Source organism: Luteibacter anthropi (assembly GCF_011759365.1).
In the GTDB taxonomy this organism is placed as follows: domain Bacteria; phylum Pseudomonadota; class Gammaproteobacteria; order Xanthomonadales; family Rhodanobacteraceae; genus Luteibacter; species Luteibacter anthropi.
Window position 1 is genome coordinate 399,427 of sequence record NZ_JAARLZ010000001.1, and the last position, 18,391, is coordinate 417,817.

The 18,391-nt window shown below is 65.1% G+C and carries 12 protein-coding genes and 2 pseudogenes; 6 read left to right on the plus strand and 8 right to left on the minus strand.

The window, feature by feature from the left end; translation table 11 throughout:
* The first annotated feature begins 9 nt into the window (after positions 1–9).
* A complete protein-coding gene (locus HBF25_RS01650) occupies positions 10–486 on the plus strand; it encodes a T6SS immunity protein Tdi1 domain-containing protein (RefSeq protein ID WP_166945938.1) in 477 nt (158 codons plus the stop codon).
* On the opposite strand, the gene HBF25_RS01655 is transcribed toward HBF25_RS01650, so the two are convergent.
* From HBF25_RS01655 to HBF25_RS01685, 7 genes are all read right to left on the minus strand, one after another.
* Positions 483–782, minus strand: a complete 300-nt coding sequence (locus HBF25_RS01655) for a type II toxin-antitoxin system RelE/ParE family toxin (RefSeq protein ID WP_166945939.1) — start codon at positions 780–782, stop codon at positions 483–485. The two genes, HBF25_RS01650 and HBF25_RS01655, sit on opposite strands and share 4 nt — an antisense overlap.
* Complete coding sequence (locus HBF25_RS01660) at positions 779–1,048, minus strand: YlcI/YnfO family protein (protein ID WP_166945941.1); 270 nt, start codon at positions 1,046–1,048, stop codon at positions 779–781. The genes HBF25_RS01655 and HBF25_RS01660 overlap by 4 nt, the downstream gene beginning before the upstream one ends.
* Before the next feature lie 41 nt (positions 1,049–1,089).
* Positions 1,090–2,373 carry an RNA polymerase sigma factor gene (locus HBF25_RS01665; protein WP_208392362.1) on the minus strand — a complete coding sequence of 428 codons (1,284 nt, stop codon included), beginning with the start codon at positions 2,371–2,373 and terminating at the stop codon, positions 1,090–1,092.
* A 33-nt stretch (positions 2,374–2,406) separates the two neighbouring features.
* Positions 2,407–3,177 (minus strand): YciI family protein, encoded by a 771-nt coding sequence (locus HBF25_RS01670; RefSeq protein WP_166945942.1) that lies wholly within the window; start codon positions 3,175–3,177, stop codon positions 2,407–2,409.
* A 12-nt stretch (positions 3,178–3,189) separates the two neighbouring features.
* Positions 3,190–3,654, minus strand: a complete 465-nt coding sequence (locus HBF25_RS01675; RefSeq protein ID WP_166945944.1) for a VOC family protein — start codon at positions 3,652–3,654, stop codon at positions 3,190–3,192.
* Between the two features lie 26 nt (positions 3,655–3,680).
* A complete protein-coding gene (locus tag HBF25_RS01680; RefSeq protein ID WP_166945945.1) occupies positions 3,681–4,112 on the minus strand; it encodes a YciI family protein in 432 nt (143 codons plus the stop codon).
* Positions 4,113–4,209: 97 nt separating this feature from the next.
* A complete protein-coding gene (locus HBF25_RS01685; protein WP_166945946.1) occupies positions 4,210–5,256 on the minus strand; it encodes an HWE histidine kinase domain-containing protein in 1,047 nt (348 codons plus the stop codon).
* Between the two features lie 421 nt (positions 5,257–5,677).
* Here HBF25_RS01685 and HBF25_RS01690 point away from each other — a divergent pair, with 421 nt between their 5' ends.
* The 4 genes and pseudogenes from HBF25_RS01690 to HBF25_RS22605 form a co-directional block, all read left to right on the plus strand.
* Positions 5,678–11,665 (plus strand): alpha-2-macroglobulin, encoded by a 5,988-nt coding sequence (locus HBF25_RS01690; protein ID WP_166945948.1) that lies wholly within the window; start codon positions 5,678–5,680, stop codon positions 11,663–11,665.
* Positions 11,666–11,763: 98 nt separating this feature from the next.
* On the plus strand, positions 11,764–14,130 hold the full coding sequence (gene pbpC / locus HBF25_RS01695; protein ID WP_166945950.1) for a penicillin-binding protein 1C: 2,367 nt from the start codon (positions 11,764–11,766) through the stop codon (positions 14,128–14,130).
* 98 nt (positions 14,131–14,228) lie between these two features.
* A pseudogene (locus tag HBF25_RS22600) lies at positions 14,229–15,005 on the plus strand (PAS domain-containing protein); the annotation flags it as partial.
* A 96-nt stretch (positions 15,006–15,101) separates the two neighbouring features.
* A pseudogene (locus HBF25_RS22605) lies at positions 15,102–15,551 on the plus strand (methyl-accepting chemotaxis protein); the annotation flags it as partial.
* Positions 15,552–15,555: 4 nt separating this feature from the next.
* Here HBF25_RS22605 and HBF25_RS01705 read toward each other — a convergent pair.
* Complete coding sequence (locus HBF25_RS01705) at positions 15,556–16,311, minus strand: excisionase family DNA-binding protein (RefSeq protein WP_166945954.1); 756 nt, start codon at positions 16,309–16,311, stop codon at positions 15,556–15,558.
* Between the two features lie 376 nt (positions 16,312–16,687).
* On the opposite strand from HBF25_RS01705, the gene HBF25_RS01710 reads away from it, so the two are divergent.
* Positions 16,688–18,082, plus strand: a complete 1,395-nt coding sequence (locus HBF25_RS01710; protein WP_166945956.1) for a sugar porter family MFS transporter — start codon at positions 16,688–16,690, stop codon at positions 18,080–18,082.
* The last annotated feature ends 309 nt before the right edge of the window (positions 18,083–18,391 follow it).

The following is an 18,391-nucleotide window of genomic DNA, read 5'->3' on the forward strand; positions in this document are numbered from 1 at the left end:
TTCCCCCGTATGTCCCTTTCCTGGAACGATCTCACCTGCACGCCGGACAAGGCGGCCATCGACGCGCTTGCCGAATCCTGGCGCTGGCGCATCGGCGATGCCTTCACCCCGCTCCTGTTCACCGCGTTGGGCGACATGTTCTACGAGGCGGACGAAGGCGGCGTGTACTGGCTCAACACCGGCACGGCCGAAGTGGAGCAGGTGGCTGACGACGTCGAGCAGTTCAACGCTCTGCTGCGCGAGGAAGTGGCCGAGGAATGGCTGCTTCCGCCGCTGGTCGAGGCGCTGATCGAAGCCGGCAAGCCCTGCGCCGAGGGCGAGTGTTACACCTATGTCACGCTGCCGATTTTTGCGGAAGGCGAATACTCGGTGGAAAACCTCAATCCTGTATCCGCCCTGGAGCACTTCGAACTCACCGGCTCCATCCTGCAGCAGCTGCAGGACGTGCCCGATGGCACCAAGGTCAACATCGACGTCACGCACTAGGCGAACCAGTCGTCCTCGCGCTGGTGACGGATGGCGAGGATGGTGACGTGAGCGGCTTCAATTTCAAACAGCGCGATGTATCCACTCGCGCCGAATGACACCACGAGCTCGCGCAGAAACGGATTGCCGTGCTGGGCCTTGCGGCAGGTGAAGGGAAAACGTTCGAGCAACGACGTGGCGCGGATGATGGTATCCAGCGCCCGTGACGCAGCGTCTGCATCGTGTTCTGCGAGAAAATCGATAAAGCGGAGCAGGTCGGTTCGCGCGGTTTCCGTGTAGCGAACCTCGTAGCTCATCGCTTTCCCTTGGGCAGGTCGCCGAGGCGTTCGGCGATCTCCTTATGTACGTCCGCAGCGGCGTGATAGACGCCCGTACGCGCGGCGTCATCGCGTGAGGCGAGCCCGCGGGCGATGAAGTCCCGTTGCATGCGGCGCCGGTCGATGGCTTCGGCCAGCGCGGTTTCCACGAAGGAGGAGAGGGTCTCCCCGGCAACCAGCACGTCTTCGGCCTGTTCGCGGAACGCAGGTTCGACCCGGATCGAGGGGATGGTGGCGGTTTTCATGGCGGCACCTGTGCATTGCAATTGCGATGCAGGCTAGCACGTCAGGCTTCCAGGCAGCTATTCGCCCGCTGGGTCAGCACGCTCTTCTCGCGTTCGTTCCGCGTCATCGCGGCGGCACGGAGAAACGCTTCGCGGGCTTCGGGCAAGCGGCCGAGGCGGTAGAGCAGGTCGCCCTGCACGCTGGGCAGCAGGTGATAGCCGCGCAAGGCCGGCTCGTCGAGCAGGGGCTCCAGGATGGCCAGTCCTGCGGCCGGGCCGTCGGCCATCGAGACAGCCACGGCGCGGTTGAGCTCCACGACAGGCGATGGCACCACGTCCACCAGTTCGGCGTAGAGCGCGGCGATACGGGGCCAATCGGTATCTTCCGCGCGAATGGCTCTCGCATGACAGGCCGCAATGGCCGCCTGCAAGGCATACGGACCGTTGCGGCCACCGAGCCTTTCGGCACGTTCCAGCGCGGCCAGCCCGCGGCCGATCAGCAGGCGATCCCAGCGTCGGCGATCCTGATCGAGCAGCAGCACGGGAGCACCGTGGCGATCCAGTCGCGCAGCGGTACGCGAGGCCTGGATCTCCATCAGTGCCACGAGGCCATGGACTTCCGGCTCCTGCGGCATCAGCTGGGCAAGCATGCGCCCGAGCCGCAGGGCGTCCTCGCACAGGGCCGGACGCATCCAGTCGTTGCCGGCCGTGGCGGCATAGCCTTCGTTGAAAACGAGGTAGATCACGCGCAGTACGGCCGCCAGTCGCGCCATCCGCTCTTCGCCGCGCGGCACCTCGTAGGCCACCTGCGGATCGGCGAGGCTGCGCTTCGCGCGCACGATGCGTTGCGCGACGGTGGCTTCCGGCACGAGGAAGGCGCGGGCGATCTCGTCGGTGGACAGGCCGCCCACGAGGCGTAGCGTGAGTGCCACGCGCGATTCTTCCGACAGCACGGGATGGCAGGCCGTGAAGATCAGCCGCAGCATGTCGTCGCCGATATCGTCATCCAGCGCCTCGATCAGGGCGTCATCGCTCGATTCGAGCAGGCCCTCCATGTCCTGGCCCAGGGCTTCCAGCTTGCGGCCGGCCATGCGCTCGCGGCGGATGCGGTCCACGGCACGATGGCGTGCCGTCTGCGTCAGCCACGCGCCAGGGTTGCCGGGTACGCCTTCCGTGGGCCAGCGCTCCAGCGCGATCACGAGCGCATCCTGCGCCAGTTCCTCGGCCAGTCCGACGTCACGGACCAGGCGGGCGAGGGTAGCGATGATCCTTGGCGACTCGATCTTCCAGATCGCGTCGATGGCGCGATGCGCGGCGTCGTTCGTCATGGCGACGGATGACAGCATCCGTCGCCATGCGAGGCAAGCCGCGCCGCGGCATCAGCCGGCTACGGGGATGAGATCCCTCATGCGGTACAGCTCGCGGATTTCCAGCCGCGCGTCGTCGCCGTCGGGGAAGGGGTAGGTTTCCGTCCAGGCGATCACATCGTCCAGCGAGTTCACCCGGAGCACCCAGAAACCGGCCACCATTTCCTTGATTTCCGCGAACGGCCCATCGAACACTGTCGCCTTGCCCTGGCCGAAGCGCACCCGCTTCGCATGCCGGCTCGACGACAGGCCCTGGCCGGCGATGAGGAATCCCGCATCATGGCCCTGCCGGTTGGCCTCGGCCATGCGCCCGAGAATATCCGGGCCCGGATTCCAGTCGGTCTCGCTGCGCGGGTTGGCCTTGAGCATCACCATGTAGCGCGGCGTGTCCGACTCACCCTCGGCGGGGTCGCCGAAGCCGCCCAGCCCACCCGGACAGCCGATCGGCCGGATCTCGACCTCGGCCTGACCATGGGCATCTTCCGCCGGCCAGTCGCGTACCCAGGCCACGGCGTCCTCCATCGATTCGACGTCGATGATGCTGAAGCCTGCCACCAGCTCCTTCGCTTCGGTGAAGGGACCATCGACCGTGACGGCCTTGCGCCCCGGCCCGAAATGCACGCGCACGCCCTCGCGGCTGGGCCGCAGGCCCTCGCCGGCGAGAAAGCGACCGTCGGCGGCCAGCGTGTCGACATAGTCGGCCATCGCTTCGAGCAGTTCGCGATGCGGGCGGACCCCGGCCTCGCTGTCATGGTCCGCCTTGCGGACGATCAGGAATCGCATGGGGTGTTCTCCTTACGGCACGGCTTTCGGGGTGCCGGCGTTGACCATCCACGATACGCCGAAGCGGTCCACCACCATGCCGAAGCGTTCGGACCAGAAGGTCTCGCTGAAGGGCATGCCGACCTGACCGCCTTCGGCCAGTGCATTGAACGCTTTCTCACCCTCGGCCACCTCCGCGAAGCCCAGGGTGATGGAGCAGCCCTGGATGCCGTCGTACTTGAAATGCGAGGGGCAGTCCGAAGCGAGGAGGACCTGGCCGCCGAAGTCGAGGCGGGCGTGCATGACGCGGTTTTCGTTTTCCTTGATCTGCTCGGGCGTTGCCTTGGGGCCACCGTCCGGATCTTCGGAGGGCGGGGGCATCGGAGCGTCCTTGAAGCGGGCGAGCATGGAGATCGTGCCGCCGAGCACCTTGGCGTAGAAGGTGATGGCTTCTTCGCACGTGCCGTTGAAGAACAGATAGGGCTGGAGATACTGCATGACGATGTCCTCGTGGAAGAAGGGATTCAGTACCGGGTGGCCATGTCCGCGCGCAGGCGCTCTTCCTGCTCGCGCGCTTCGGGCGTGAACTCGGCGCCGAAGTCTTCGGCCTCGAAGACCTGGCGCAGTTCGATCTCGGAGAATTCCGGTTCGTCGAACGGCGTAGGACAACGCTTCACCCACTCGATGGCCTCGTCCAGCGAGCGCACCTGGATCAACCAGAAGCCGGCGATCAGTTCGCGGGTTTCGGCGAAGGGGCCATCGATGACCTCGCGGCGGTCGCCCGAGAAGCGTACGCGGGCACCCTTGCTGCTGGGATGCAGGCCTTCCATGGCCAGCAGCACGCCGGCCTTGGCCAGTTCCTCGTTGTAGTTGCCCATGGCCGTGAGCAGTTGCTCGCTGGGCATGGCGCCGGACTCGGACGTGGGGTTGGCCCGCACGATGACCATGAATCGCATGACGTTTCTCCTTGGCTGGGGGTGGGAACCTTCCCACCCTTCATGAAGTACGTCGATTGCGCCTTGTCCGAATCGACACGGCCGACAAAAAAATTCGTCAGCCGCCTTCCATCCGCAGGGAAGGCTCGCCCAACCGACCACTGAGCCGGAAACCTGCACGGGCCGGCGCCTCGAAGACACAGCGTACGCCGTCGGGCTCGAAGCGCACCTGGGCCATGCCCCGCGCCTGGTCGGCCAGCACGCGCTCGATGAACCGGGTGCCGAAGCCGCGTTGGCTGGGCAGGTGCACAGCGGGGCCGCCGGCTTCCTTCCATTCGATGCGCAGCATGCCGCCGCTGGTCTCGCGGTAGCTCCAGTCGATGCGCACGGTGCCCCGGGCGACGGAGAGGGCGCCGTACTTGCCGGCATTGGTCGCCAATTCGTGCAGGGCCATGGCGACGGAGACCGCCGTCTCGGGCCTCAGCATGAGGGCCGGCCCATCCGCCAGGATGCGATCTCCGCCTGGATCGTGCGGGGCGATGGTGGCCTCCACGATAGCTCGCAGGGACACTTCCTCCCACGACCGTGCGATGAGCAGGTCGTGCGCACCGGCCAGGGCGAGCAGGCGTTGCTCGAAGGTCTGCCGGGACTCGGCGAGACCGCGATCGTCGCGGAAGCTCTGCGCGGCGATGGCCTGCACCACCGCCAGCGTGTTCTTCACCCGGTGGTTGAGTTCGTTGATGAGGATGCGCTGGGCCTGCTGGGCATCCCGATGGGCCGAGACATCCACGCAACTTCCCCAGTAACCGGCGAAGTGACCATCGCGGTAATACGGCGCACCGTTGTCGAGCAGCCAGATGTATTCGCCGTCGGCTCGGCGCAACCGGTATTCCATGGAAAACGGCTCGCGCGCATGGAAGGCGCCGAGATAGGTTGCCAGGCAGCGGTCGTAGTCGTCGCGATGAACGCCTTCGGTCCAGCCTTCTCCCACTTCTTCAGCCATGCTGCGGCCGGTGAAATCAAGCCATGGCTTGTTGAACCAGTCGCAGAGTGCATCGGTGCCGGAACGCCAGATCATGACTGGCGCAAAATCGGCCAGATCGTGAAACGCGGCGTCACCGGTAGCCAGGGCCCTCTCGAAAGGAGTCTCTCGATACTCGCTCATCATGGTCACCGTCGCGAGTCGCGCCGCGTGTTTCTTCCCCCCTCCCGGCACGACATGTCCGTGATAGGCGCACCGCCCCCCGCGCGTGCGTCGCCCGCCAAGGAGAGTCGAGAGGCGGACGACCAGACGATAACGCAACGCGCGAGCATGTGGCATGCCCGGAAGGCATGTCGTGAAGTATTTCACGCCTTCACGTGTCCGCAGGATTTTTCAGAATCCTTCCATGGGCATCGGTCGTGCCACAAAAAATTCCGAAGAAAGGCGGTGCTGTGTCAGAATCCCGTCGCTCGCAGGACATCCGTCGCGAGCAGGCTGCGCATGGGGATACCGATCCTGTTCGCGCCACCGCCAACGCGGTGGTGCCGTCGGCGTATCCGTCATCGCGGCCACAGTCGTCACCCGACTCAAGGATCAAGGGAACATGGATCTTCTGCGCTTCATCCTGCTGCTGCCGGTGCGCCTGGTGCGCGGCCTGCTCTGGCTGCTGGGCCGCCTGCTACGGCCTGTTTTCGGCAACATGGCCTGGTCGGCCCCTTCCTGGGTGCCCGCCACCGGTCGGGTGGCGCGCAGCCATCCCCTGAAATTCACCGGTTCCATTGCCGGTGTGTTGCTGCTTGCCGCGGCCGGGTGGTTTGGCTGGCACTGGTGGGAAAACCGCCCGCGTCCCGTGGAGCCCAATCGCATCACCTTCCAGGCCCCGGCGCCTGACATCTCGGATTACGCGCGCACGCCGGTCAGCATCCATCCCCTCGTGGTGAGCTTCTCGGCGTCCGCGGCGAAGCTGGAATCACTGGGCAAGCCGGTGACCGATGGCATTGCCATGGAGCCGAAGCTGCCGGGCCAGTGGAGCTGGGAAAACGACCGCACCCTGAAATTCGTGCCGGCCGGCGACTGGCCGGTGGGCCGCAAGATCGACGTACGCTTCGACAAGGCCAAGGTGTTCGCGCCGCATGTGCTGCTGGCTGACGATCAGCTTAGTTTCAGCACGGCGCCGTTCACGGCGCGCGTGGTCAACGGCGAGTTCTACCAGGACCCGCAAGACCCGACACGCAAGAAAACCATCATCCAGCTCGGCTTCAACTACCCGGTGGATGCCGCCCAGCTGGAAAAGCGTATTGCGCTGGACCTGCGTGAGCGCGATGCGAAGCGTGGCGACGCGCTGAAGTTCAGCGTCACCTACGACGAACGCCGCCTCAGCGCCTTCATCCATTCCCAGCCCCTGCAACTGCCGCGTGACGATGGCTCGGTGGGCCTGAAGCTCGGCGATGGAGTAACCAGCAGCCGGGGCGGGGAGGGCACGGAGAAGGCGCTGGAAACCTCGGTGCGGGTGCCCGGCCTGTACAGCCTGAAGCTCGACGAGATGTCGGCCACCCTGGTCGACAACGAACGCTACGAGCCCGAGCAGGTCGTGGTGATGAATTTCAGTGGTGCGGTCAGCGACGCCGAGCTTGGCAAGCGCCTGCATGCCTGGATCGTGCCGGACGACTTCCGGTTTCCAGGTAACAACAACATCAGCGAAAGCGACCTGCGCCGCTTCACGGCGATCAAGCCTGAGGTGGTGCCCACCGAGAACGACTGGTCGCAGGCGCAGAGCTTCCGTTATCACGCACGCCCCGGCCAGCGCATCTATGTGCGCGTCGACAAGGGCATGACCTCGTTCGGCGGCTATGTCATGGCGTCGCCGCGCGTCGAGGTGCTGCAGGTGCCGGACTACCCGCGCCTGCTGCGCTTCATGGCCGATGGCGCCTTGCTGTCGCTGTCCGGCGACCATCGCATTTCCGTCGTATCGCGCAACATGCCCGGCATGCGCGTGGAAGTGGGGCGTGTGCTGCCCGACCAGTTGCAGCATCTGGTGTCGCTCAACTCCGGCAGCTATGCCAAGCCGCAGATGTACGGCTTGAGCGCCGACAACATCGTGGACCGCTTCGTAAAGAAGGTGAGCTTCCCGGACGAAGGCCCGGGCAAGGCACATTACGAAGGTTTCGACCTCGGCCAGTACCTCGCCAGCGGCAAGCGCGGCGTCTTTCTCATCAAGCTGTCCGGTTACGACCAGCAGCAGGCCGACGAGCAGCTGGAAAACCGCCGCAAGGCCGCCCGCGAAGAAGCATCGCGCCAGGCGGGTGGGGATCCCGACGCGGCGGCCGCGGCCGTGGTGGCCAGCGATGACTCGGGCACCCATTACGACTGGCCGCGCGACGAGCGCCTGGTGGTCATCACCGATCTCGGTGTGATCGCCAAGCACTCGCAGGATGGCAGCCAGGATATCTTCGTCCAGTCGATCCGCAGCGGGTCGCCGGTGGCTGGCGCCACGGTCAGCGTCATCGCCAAGAACGGCAGCACCCTGTTGACGCAGGTCACGGGCGCGGACGGTCGTGCGCACTTCGGCAATGTCGATGGCTTCAATCACGACAAGACGGCCGCGATGTTCGTGGTGCGCCAGGGCGAGGATCTCTCGTTCCTGCCCGTCACCTCTTACGACCGCACGCTCGACTTCTCGCGTTTCGACATCGGCGGCGAGCCCAACGCGCATAGCCAGGGCCAGCTCTCCGGTTACCTGTTCTCCGATCGCGGTATCTATCGTCCGGGCGACCTGTTCCACATCGGCATGATCGTGCGTGCCAACAGCTGGACGCGCAACGTAGCCGGTATGCCGCTCATTGCCGAGGTGGTCGATCCGCGTGGTACCACGGTGCGTCAGCAGAACGTGTCGATGGACCAGGCCGGCTTCGCCGAACTGGACTACACCACCGCCGAGACCTCGCCCACCGGCAACTGGACGGTGAACCTGTACATCGCGAAAGACGGCAAGCCGTATTCGCAGATCGGCAGCACCTCGGTGCAGGTGAAGGAATTCCAGCCCGACCGCATGAAGGTCTCGGCGAAGCTCTCCACGGCGGTCGCCGAAGGCTGGGCCAGGCCCGACAAGCTCAAGGCACTGGTGGACGTGCAGAACCTGTTCGGCACGCCGGCTGCCGATCGCCGCGTGGAAGGCTCGCTGGTGCTGCGTCCGGCGTTCCCCTCCTTCCCCAGCTACCGCGACTACCACTTTTACGACATCCGTCGTGCGAAGGAAGGTTTCGAGGAAAAGCTGGCGGATGCCAAGACGGACGACAAGGGCCATGCCGAGTTTGCCCTCGATTTGTCCCGCTACGCCGATGCGACCTACCAGCTCTACTTCCTCGCCAAGGCCTACGAGGCCGAGGGTGGCCGCAGCGTGGCCGCTGCCACGCAGGGCATGGTGTCGTCCAATGACTGGCTGGTGGGCTACAAGTCGGTCGACAACCTCGACTACGTCAGCCGCGATGCGAAGCGTTCGGTGAACCTCGTGGCCATCGATCCCACGGCCAAGCGCATCGATCTCTCCGGCCTGAAGCAGGCCATCGTCGAGACACGCTACGTGTCCGTGCTGACCAAGCAGGATTCCGGCGTCTACAAGTACGAATCCAAGGCGCGCGAATCGGTGATGTCCGAAACGCCGCTGACGATTCCCGCGGCCGGCCTGGATGTGACGCTGCCTACCGACAAGCCCGGCAACTTCGCCCTGGTGGTGAAGAATGCCGACGGCAAGGAAGTGAACCGTGTCGCATGGTCGGTGGCCGGCGAGGGCAATGTGTCCCGCTCGCTGGATCGCAACACGGAACTCCAGCTCAATCTCTCGAAGAAGGACTACGCCCCGGGCGAGGCGGTGGACGTGGCGATCCGTGCGCCGTACCCGGGCAGCGGTCTCATCACCATCGAGCGCGACAAGGTGTATGCGCACGCATGGTTCCACGCCGACACCACCAGTTCCGTGCAGCACATCACCGTGCCCGCCGATTTCGAGGGCAACGGCTACATCAACGTGCAGTACGTGCGCGATCCGTCGTCTGACGAGATCTTCATGAGCCCGCTGTCGTTCGGGGTGGTGCCGTTCTCCGTGAACATGGATGCGCGCCGCAATGCCATTGCCGTGGAATCGCCGGCCCTGGTCAAGCCAGGCGACACGGTGACCTTCCACGTGACCTCCCCGGTACCGACGCGTGCCGTGGTCTTCGCCGTGGACGAGGGCATCCTCCAGGTCGCCCGATACAAGCTGGGCGATCCGCTGCAATACTTCTTCCGCAAGCGGATGCTGGAAGTTTCCACTTCGCAGATCCTCGATCTCATCATTCCCGACTTCCAGAAACTCATGACGATGGCGGCACCGGGCGGTGACGCAGACGGTGCCATCGGCCGCCAGCTCAACCCCTTCCGGCGCAAGCGCGACAAGCCCGTGGCCTACTGGTCGGGCATCGTCGACGTGGACGGCTCGCGTGACCTTACCTACAAGGTGCCCGACTACTTCAACGGCAAGCTGCGCGTAATGGCGGTGAGTGTGTCGCCGGACAAGATCGGTACCTTCGAGGGCGCCACCACCGTGCGCGGTGATTTCGTGCTGTCTCCCAACGTGCCTACCACGCTGGCTCCGGGCGACGAAGCCGAGATCAGCGTCGGCGTGGCCAACAACCTCACGGGTCTGGGTGGCAAGGAGGTGCCGGTGTCGGTCGGGCTCAAGACCGGCCCGCAACTCCAGGTGGTCGGTGAAGCAACGAAGACGCTGAGCCTGGGCGAGATGCGCGAAGGCGTGGCGATCTTCCGCGTGCGTGCCACCGACAAGCTCGGGTCGGGCAACCTCAGCTTCACGGCAGGCGCCAACGGCAAGTCCGCGAAGCAGGGTGTGGATCTCTCCGTGCGTCCGGCCTCGGCGATGCGCACCGATCTCGCTTTCGGTCGCGTCGATGCGCATGCACGCGGCGACGTGACGGCGCTGCGTGACATGCACGATGAATACGCCCGTCGCGACGTGTCGTTCTCCACGGTGCCCGTGGTGCTGGCACGCGGGCTGGCGGCTTATCTGGTCGACTTCCCGCACTACTGCACCGAACAGGTCATCAGCGCGGCCATGCCCGCCTTGATCCTCGGCAAGCGCCCTGAGTTCGGTGATGTGAAGCCGGCGCAGATGCGTGATGGCGACACCCCGCCCGCCGATCCGGTCGCCGCGCTGTTCGACGTGCTGCGTGCACGCCAGAACGGGCAGGGCGGTTTCGGCCTGTGGACAGCCACGCCGGATACGCACACCTTCGCGACCGACTACGCCGTGCATTACCTCATCGAGGCGGCCGATCGTGGCGTGGCGATCCCGCGCGACATGCTGGCGTCGGCAGACAATGCGCTGAAGCAGATCGCCGCCGATGACAGCGACGATTCACTGGCCGGCATGCGTCAGCGGGCCTATGCCATCTACCTGCTGACTCGCCAGGGCAATGTCACCACCAACGACCTGGCCTCGTTGCAGCGTCGCCTTCAGGACATGCATGCGAAGGAATGGAAGAACGACGTCGCGGCAGCATGGCTGGCCGCGTCGTACCAGCTGCTGCACCAGGATCGCCTGGCGTCCGACCTGATATCCGGCCCGCGCAAGCTGCTTGCGCGCAAGGGTACCGACGAGACGTACTCGTATGCCGACTATTACGACCCGGCCATTCGCGATGCGACCGTGCTTTATCTGCTGGCCAGGCACTTCCCGGACCAGGCGCGCGCCCTGCCGGCGGAGACCGTCGACAATCTGGTGCGTCCGCTGGGCAACGGGCACTACAACACCTTGTCATCGGGCATGATCATCCTGGCGCTGGACGCCTGGGCTGCGCAGGCACCGGACGACGTGAGCAAGCTGTCCATCGGCTCCGTGGCCGCCGACGGCAACGTCACCCCTATCGGGGCAGTGAAGGGCTCGCTGGTGGATGGTCACTGGAAGGCGGGGGCGCAGCGCTTGCGCCTGGTCAACGATGCTGACGCGGCCGCATGGTATGGCGTGGCGCAGGCGGGTTTCGACCGCAAGCCGTCGACGCAGACGCGCAAGGATGGCATCGAGGTGACCCGCACCTATACGGACGCCAAGGGCAAGGCCATCGACAAGCTCAGCGTCGGTGACGAGATCGATGTGCATCTGCGCATCCGCTCCACGCGCGACACGGAAGTGTCCGACGTGGCCATCGTCGATCTGCTGCCCGGCGGCTTCGAGCCGGTGCTCAATACCGAGGCCCCGGCCGATGCGCCATCGACGGACGAGGCGGTATCGCCCACGGACAACGAAAGCGAGGGAAGCGAAGGCGACGAGCCCGAAGGAGAAGCCGACGACACGCCCGCCTGGCATGCGCCGATCGGCACCTCGGCCTCCACCTGGTCGCTCGATTACGCCGACGTGCGCGAGGATCGCGTGGTGGTCTACGGTTACGCCTCGCCCGATGTCGCGGAGTTCGTCTACCGCATCAAGGCAACCAATGCAGGTACGTTTGTGATCCCGCCGGTGCTGGCACAGTCGCTGTATGACAGCAGTGCCCAGTCCACGGCACCAGGCGGCGGCACGATCACGGTAGAACGGAAACCCTAGCCATGTAGGAGCGCGCCTTGCGCGCGACCGGTACGAAGCGAACAGCTCACGCTTTCATACCGGTCGCGCGCAAGGCGCGCTCCTACAGATAGAGCACCATGGTCCTGATCCGTCTTTTCCACCCCATCAAATGGCACAACGCCCTGGTGGCGTTGCTGCTGCTTGGGGCGATCCCCCTGGGTTTCCGTCTCTGGCCGCACGAGCCCCTGCGCGCCTGGTTCCCGTCATCGACGGCGGTCTACGACGCCGACGGTCGCCTGCTGCGTCTTACCCTCGCCAGCGATGATCGCTACCGGTTATGGGTGCCGCTGGAAGACATCTCGCCTGCGCTGGTGGATGGCGTGCTGCTGCATGAGGATCGCTGGTTCCGCTGGCATCCGGGCGTTTCCGCCTGGGGCCTGTTGCGCGGCGCATGGATGACGTACGTGCGCCACGGCAACCCCCAGGGCGGCTCGACCATCACGATGCAGCTCGCGCGACTGGTATGGCACCTGGACACCCGCAGCCCCGGCGGCAAGTTCATCCAGGCACTGCGTGCCGTGCAGCTGGAGCTGCAGTATTCCAAGCACGACATCCTGGAGGCTTACCTCAATGCGGCACCCTACGGTCGCAATGTCGAAGGCGCAGGTGCGGCAAGCCTCGCCTACTTCGGCAAGGCACCATCGAAGCTCAACCTGCCCGAAGCACTCACCCTGGCGGTGATCCCGCAGGAGCCGGCGCGCGGGCTGCCCGGCAATGTCGACGGCACCAGTGTCATCGACAATGCGCTCAAGACCTCGCGTGATCGTCTTTTCCAGCGCTGGGTCGCGAAACATCCGGCCGACGAAACCTCGCGCCCCTTGTTCGATCTTCCGCTGCGCCTGCGCCCGCTGTCGCGGCTTCCGTTCGAAGCACCGCACTTCGTCGAACAGGTACTGGCCGAGCGACGTATCGATGGCAACGATGACATGCGCGTCACCACCACGCTCGACCTGGGCCTGCAACACAGCCTTGAGCGGCAGGTGCGCCAGTACGTGATCCGTGCCGGTGACCGGGGCATCCGCAACGCGGCGGCCATCCTCGTTGATACGCGCGACATGGGTGTCAAGGCGATGGTCGGCTCGGCCGATTATTTCGGCTCGTCGATCTTCGGCCAGGTGAACGGCACGCTTGCGAAGCGTTCGCCTGGTTCCACGCTGAAGCCTTTCATCTACGCACTGGGATTCGACCAGGGCCTGCTGCATCCGGAGACCGTTCTGCGCGACGTACCGTCATCGTTCGGACCGTATACGCCCGAGAACTTCGACGGTCACTTCCTCGGCCCGATCACCGCCACCCAGGCGCTCGTACGCAGCCGCAATATCCCTGCGGTGCAGGTGGCTTCGCGTCTCGACAGCCCCAGCCTTTACCAGTTCCTGCGCGATGCCGGCGTATCGCGCATGGCGAGCGAAAAACACTACGGGCTCGCGCTGGTGCTCGGCGGCGGTGAAGTAACGATGCAGGAGCTGTCAGGCCTCTACGCCATGCTGGCCAACCGGGGCGAACTACGGCCCTTGCGCCTGCTCGCCGACACGCCACGTACGAAAGGCACGCGGCTGCTCAGCGAAGAAGCCAGCTTCATGGTGATGGACATGCTTCGCCAGAACCCGCGTCCCGACGATGCCGTGGCCGCACAGCCCTCGCGACTTCCGCTGTACTGGAAGACCGGTACGTCGTGGAGCTTCCGCGATGCATGGACGGCGGGAAGTTTCGGCCCCTACGTGCTGGTGGTCTGGATCGGAAACTTCGACGGTTCGGGTAATCCGGCCTTCGTGGGCGTGGACGCCGCGGCACCGCTGTTCTTCCGCATCGCCGATGCCTTGCGTGCGGAGCGCCCGGGGCTGGCCGAACCTGTCCGCCGCAATCCGCCCAACCTGCGTCGCGTGCCGATCTGCATCGCCAGTGGCGACCTGCCCAATGCGTGGTGTCCCCAGGTCGGCAGCACCTGGTTCATTCCCGGCAAGTCGCCGATCCGGGTGAGCACGGTGCATCGTCCGGTGGTCGTGGATACCCGCACGGGCAAGCCGGCGTGTCCTCCCTACGATCCGCAGGCCACGCGCACCGAGGTCTACGAATACTGGCCCTCCGACCTGGCGCGGGTCTTCGCGCAGGCCGGCATGCCACGGCGCACGCCGCCACCGTTGCCCGATTGCCAGGGCGGTGGCCAGCTTGCCGGTGACCCGCCGAAGATCACCTCTCCGCTGAAAGGCAGCACCTACCAGATGCGCGTCTCCCGGCTGGGCAGCGAGAAGATCGCCTTCACGGCCACCAGCGATGCCAGCGCACGCACGCTTTACTGGTTCGTGGACGACGCCTATCTGGGTAGTGTCCCCAGCGGCCAGGTGCTGATGTGGGCGCCGGAGCGCACGGGGCGTTTCCTCGTTCGCGTGGTCGATGACCAGGGGCGCAGCGATTCCCGCCAGCTCGGCGTAGGTGCCGTGGAATAGCGTTTCGCAGCAAGTTATATGTTTTTTCGGCAACGCCAGTTCAGCGATCTTCGGAAATCGACGATAAGAACGAGCGTCATTGAGCGCTGGGGGTCGCCATGGCAATCGACATCATCGCCGGAGTTCGTGCCCTGTTCGGCACATCTTCTGCCGACATTCGCGGAAAACTGGACGCGATCAACCGTACGCAGGCGGTGATCGAGTTCGCCCTGGACGGCACCATCCTTGCGGCCAACCAGAACTTTCTCGACGCCATGGGCTATGCCGAGCGGGAGATCGTCGGCCAGCACCACCGGATATTCGTCGATCCCGACGATGCCGCCTCGCCCGAGTACGCGGCGTTCTGGGAGCGGCTGGGCTCGGGGCAGGCGGACGTGGGCCTGTACCGTCGGCTGGGAGCCGGCGGCCGGGAAGTATGGATACAGGCCAGTTACAACCCGGTGCTGAATCGCTGGGGGAAGCCGGTGAAGGTCGTGAAGTTCGCCACCGACGTCACCGGGCAGCGATTGCGCATGGCAGACATGGAGGGCCGGCTCTCCGCCATCGACAAGGCGCAGGCCGTCATCAGCTTCACGCTGGAGGGCATCATCCTCGATGCCAATGACAACTTTCTCGCCACCATGGGCTACTCGCGCGACGAAGTCATCGGCCAGCACCATCGCATGTTCGTCGATCCTGCCGATCGCGAAAGCCTGGAGTACCGGGAGTTCTGGGAAAAGCTCGGGCGTGGCGAGTACGACTCATCGCTCTATCGTCGTGTTGACCGGCGAGGTCGCGAGGTGTGGATCCAGGGCAGCTACAACCCGATCCTGGATATGGCAGGGCGTCCGTTCAAGGTGGTGAAGTACGCCACCGACGTCACCGCTCAGACACGCGCCACGCGCACCCTGCATGCATCGCTGGCCGAGCTGGCCGATACCGTGCCGGCGATCGCCGAGCAGGCGCGCATCACCAATGCCCTGGCCAACGAGGCCAGTCGCTCGGCCACCGATGGGGGTGCCTTGGTGGAAGCGGTGATCGCGACGATGGCCGCCATCCAGGAAGGCGCCCACGATATCGCCGAGATTGTCGGCATGATCGATTCCATTGCCTTCCAGACCAATATCCTCGCACTGAATGCCGCTATCGAAGCCGCTCGCTCAGGCGTGCATGGCAAGGGCTTTGCGGTAGTGGCGCAGGAAGTGCGCATGCTCTCGCAGCGCAGTGCCGACTCGGCCCGGGACATCCGCGCCCTCATCGAGCGGACGCTGGAACGCGTGCAGGAGGGCAACGACCGCAGCGGCGAAGCCGGGGCGGCCATGCGCGACATCCTCACCTCGGTGGAGACCCTGCTGGACCGTGTCTCTGACGTGGCCCGCGCAACGAATACACAGGCCGGCGGCATCGATACGGTACGCCGGGCCGTATCCGAACTGGCCTGACGACTCAGCGCCGGCCGCGTTCGGCCATGTAGAGGCGGATCTCGTCTTCGGCCAGCGCGGCCAGCGCGCGCATGCCGGTGGCCTGCACCTCGCTGAGCCGGCGCGGACGCCAGTCGAGGATGCACAGCGTGCCCACGGCATGCCCGTCTGGTGTATGCAACGGCAATCCTGAGTAGAAGCGGATATGCGGCGCCCCCGTCACCATGGGGTTGTCGCGCACGCGCACGTCCTGGCGTGCGTCCTCGATTTCCAGCGCGGCGCTACCCATGATGGCGTGGCTGCAGAAAGCCCACTCACGCGGCGTTTCCGCAAGATCGCTGCCGAAGCGTGATTTCACCCACTGCCTGTGTGCAGTCAGCAGTGACAGCAGGGCTACCGGTGCGCCGGTCAGCTGCGCGGCCAGCCACGTGATGCGATCGAAGGAGGCTTCGGGTGGTGTATCGAGCAAGCCGGTGCGGCCCACGGCGCGCAGGCGTCCCGCTTCGTCGGCGGGTGCAGGGTAGGCCGGTGACCGATGGGGCCGCAGTTCGGCAGATGATGGCGAGCCGCCTTCGCTCGCCCTGGCCGTGCGCTCGTCGAGCAGGGCAAGCACCGCGCTGCGGTGCATCCGGCGATGGCCACCTGGGGTTTTCCAGGATTCCAGCGCGCCGCTTTCGATCCACTTCTGCGCCGTGCTGATGGAGATGCCGAGCAAGCGGGCCGCTTCGCCCGTGGTGATGGAGGGATCGGTGGAATGATGGGTAACGTCGGACTTGGCCAAGAGCAGGTCATGCGTGGGAATAACGCAGCGACGCTACCACAGGCCTGACGAAGCGACGCCACGTATTCGTCGCAGGGTTGCTGGATATCGTGAAGCGGTTGCCGGCAGGGCACGGTTGAATCATTTGTGGGACTTTTCATGGCTCGATGCGCCAGGCTGATCGGTGCTCGTCGGGCGGCCGGGTTCCATGCCGGGGCGCGCTGCGCAAAAGATTTTTGCCGGATAAGGGCAGGGCGCCCCATGCCTTCCAGGCACGACATTCCCCTGAACCCCGAGCCGCAAGCTCACCCGCGTGAGACACCGCGACGACGGAACGAACACATGTCGAGGCATCCAATTCCGGGAACCCTTTCACATTCCTGAAGGTTCCACAGCCATGGATACCGCCGTCAAACAAGAGGTCGATACTGCCCATCCCAAGGCAGCGATCGTCACCACCTGTATCCTCGCCGCGCTGGCCGGACTGATGTTCGGCCTGGATATCGGCGTGATTTCCGGGGCCACCCAGTTCATCCAGGCCGAATTCAAGATCAGCGACCACATGATCGAGTGGATAGTCAGTTCCATGATGGCCGGAGCGGCGGTGGGTGCACTCGGCGCCGGCTGGATGTCCGCATCGCTGGGACGCAAGCGGTCGCTGATCCTCGCAGGCGTGCTTTTTGTTGCCGGCTCGCTGTTCTGTGCGGTGGCTGGATCGCCCGAGATTCTTATCGTGGCGCGCTTCGTCCTGGGCCTGGCTATCGGCGTGGCAACCTTCACGGCTCCGCTCTATCTTGCGGAAGTGGCGCCGGAGCGCATCCGTGGCGCCATGATTTCCACCTACCAGCTCATGATCACCACCGGCATCCTGCTGGCCTTCCTGTCGGATACCGCATTCAGCAGTTCGGGCAACTGGCGCTGGATGCTCGGCATCATCGCCGTGCCGGGCCTGTTGTTCCTCCTCGGTCTGTTCTTCCTGCCCGATAGCCCGCGCTGGCTGCTGCTGAAGGGGCGTCGCAAGGATGCGCAGGTGGTGCTGGCGAAGCTGCGCGGCGACGAGAAGGTGGTAGAGAAGGAAATGGCCGATATCGACGAGCAGCTGAAGACCAAGCAACACGGCTGGAGCATGTTCCGCGAGAACAGCAATTTCCGTCGTTCGGTCGGGCTGGGTGTGCTGTTGCAGGCCGTGCAGCAGTTCACCGGCATGAACGTGGTGATGTATTACGCGCCGCGCATCTTCAAGGATATGGGTTACGACACACATGCGCAGATGTGGTTCACCGCCGCCGTGGGCTTGACCAATGTGCTGGCGACGCTCATTGCCTTTGGTCTGGTCGATCGCCTGGGCCGCAAGCCCATCCTCTATGTCGGTTTTACGATCATGGCCATCGGCCTGGGTGTGGTCGGCACCATGATGAGCATGGGTATCCATACCCGCGGCGAGCAGTTCTTCACCGTCGCCATGCTGCTGGTCTTTATCGTGGGCTTCGCGATGTCGGCCGGTCCGCTGATCTGGACCCTGTGTTCCGAGGTGCAGCCGCTGAAGGGTCGTGACTTCGGCATCGCCTGCTCCACCTTCACCAACTGGGTGACCAACATGATCGTGGGCGCCACCTTCCTCAGCCTGCTGAGCGGCATCGGCAACGCCCAGACGTTCTGGCTGTATGCGGCGCTCAACGCGGTCTTCATCTTCATCACCTTCTGGCTGGTGCCGGAGACCAAGGGCGTGACGCTGGAACAGATCGAGCGCAACCTGATGAGCGGCAAGCCCCTTCGCCAGATCGGCCGCTAACAGCCCTGTGCAGGAGCGCGCCTGAGCGCGACCGGTCGAAAGCGAGGCCCCCAGGGCTTACCGCCAACCCGGTCGCGCGCAAGGCGCGCTCCTACAGGGCTGCGTTTTCTCCTGCCGGTACATTGCTTTTGTAGGAGCGCGCCTGCGCGCGACCGGTCGAAAGCGGGGCCTTCCAGGGCTTACCGTCCAACCCGGTCGCGCGCAAGGCGCGCTCCTACAGGGCTGCGTTTCCTCCTGCCGGTACATCGCTTTTGTAGGAGCGCGCCTGCGCGCGACCGGTCGAAAGCGAGGCCCTCCAGGGCTTACCGC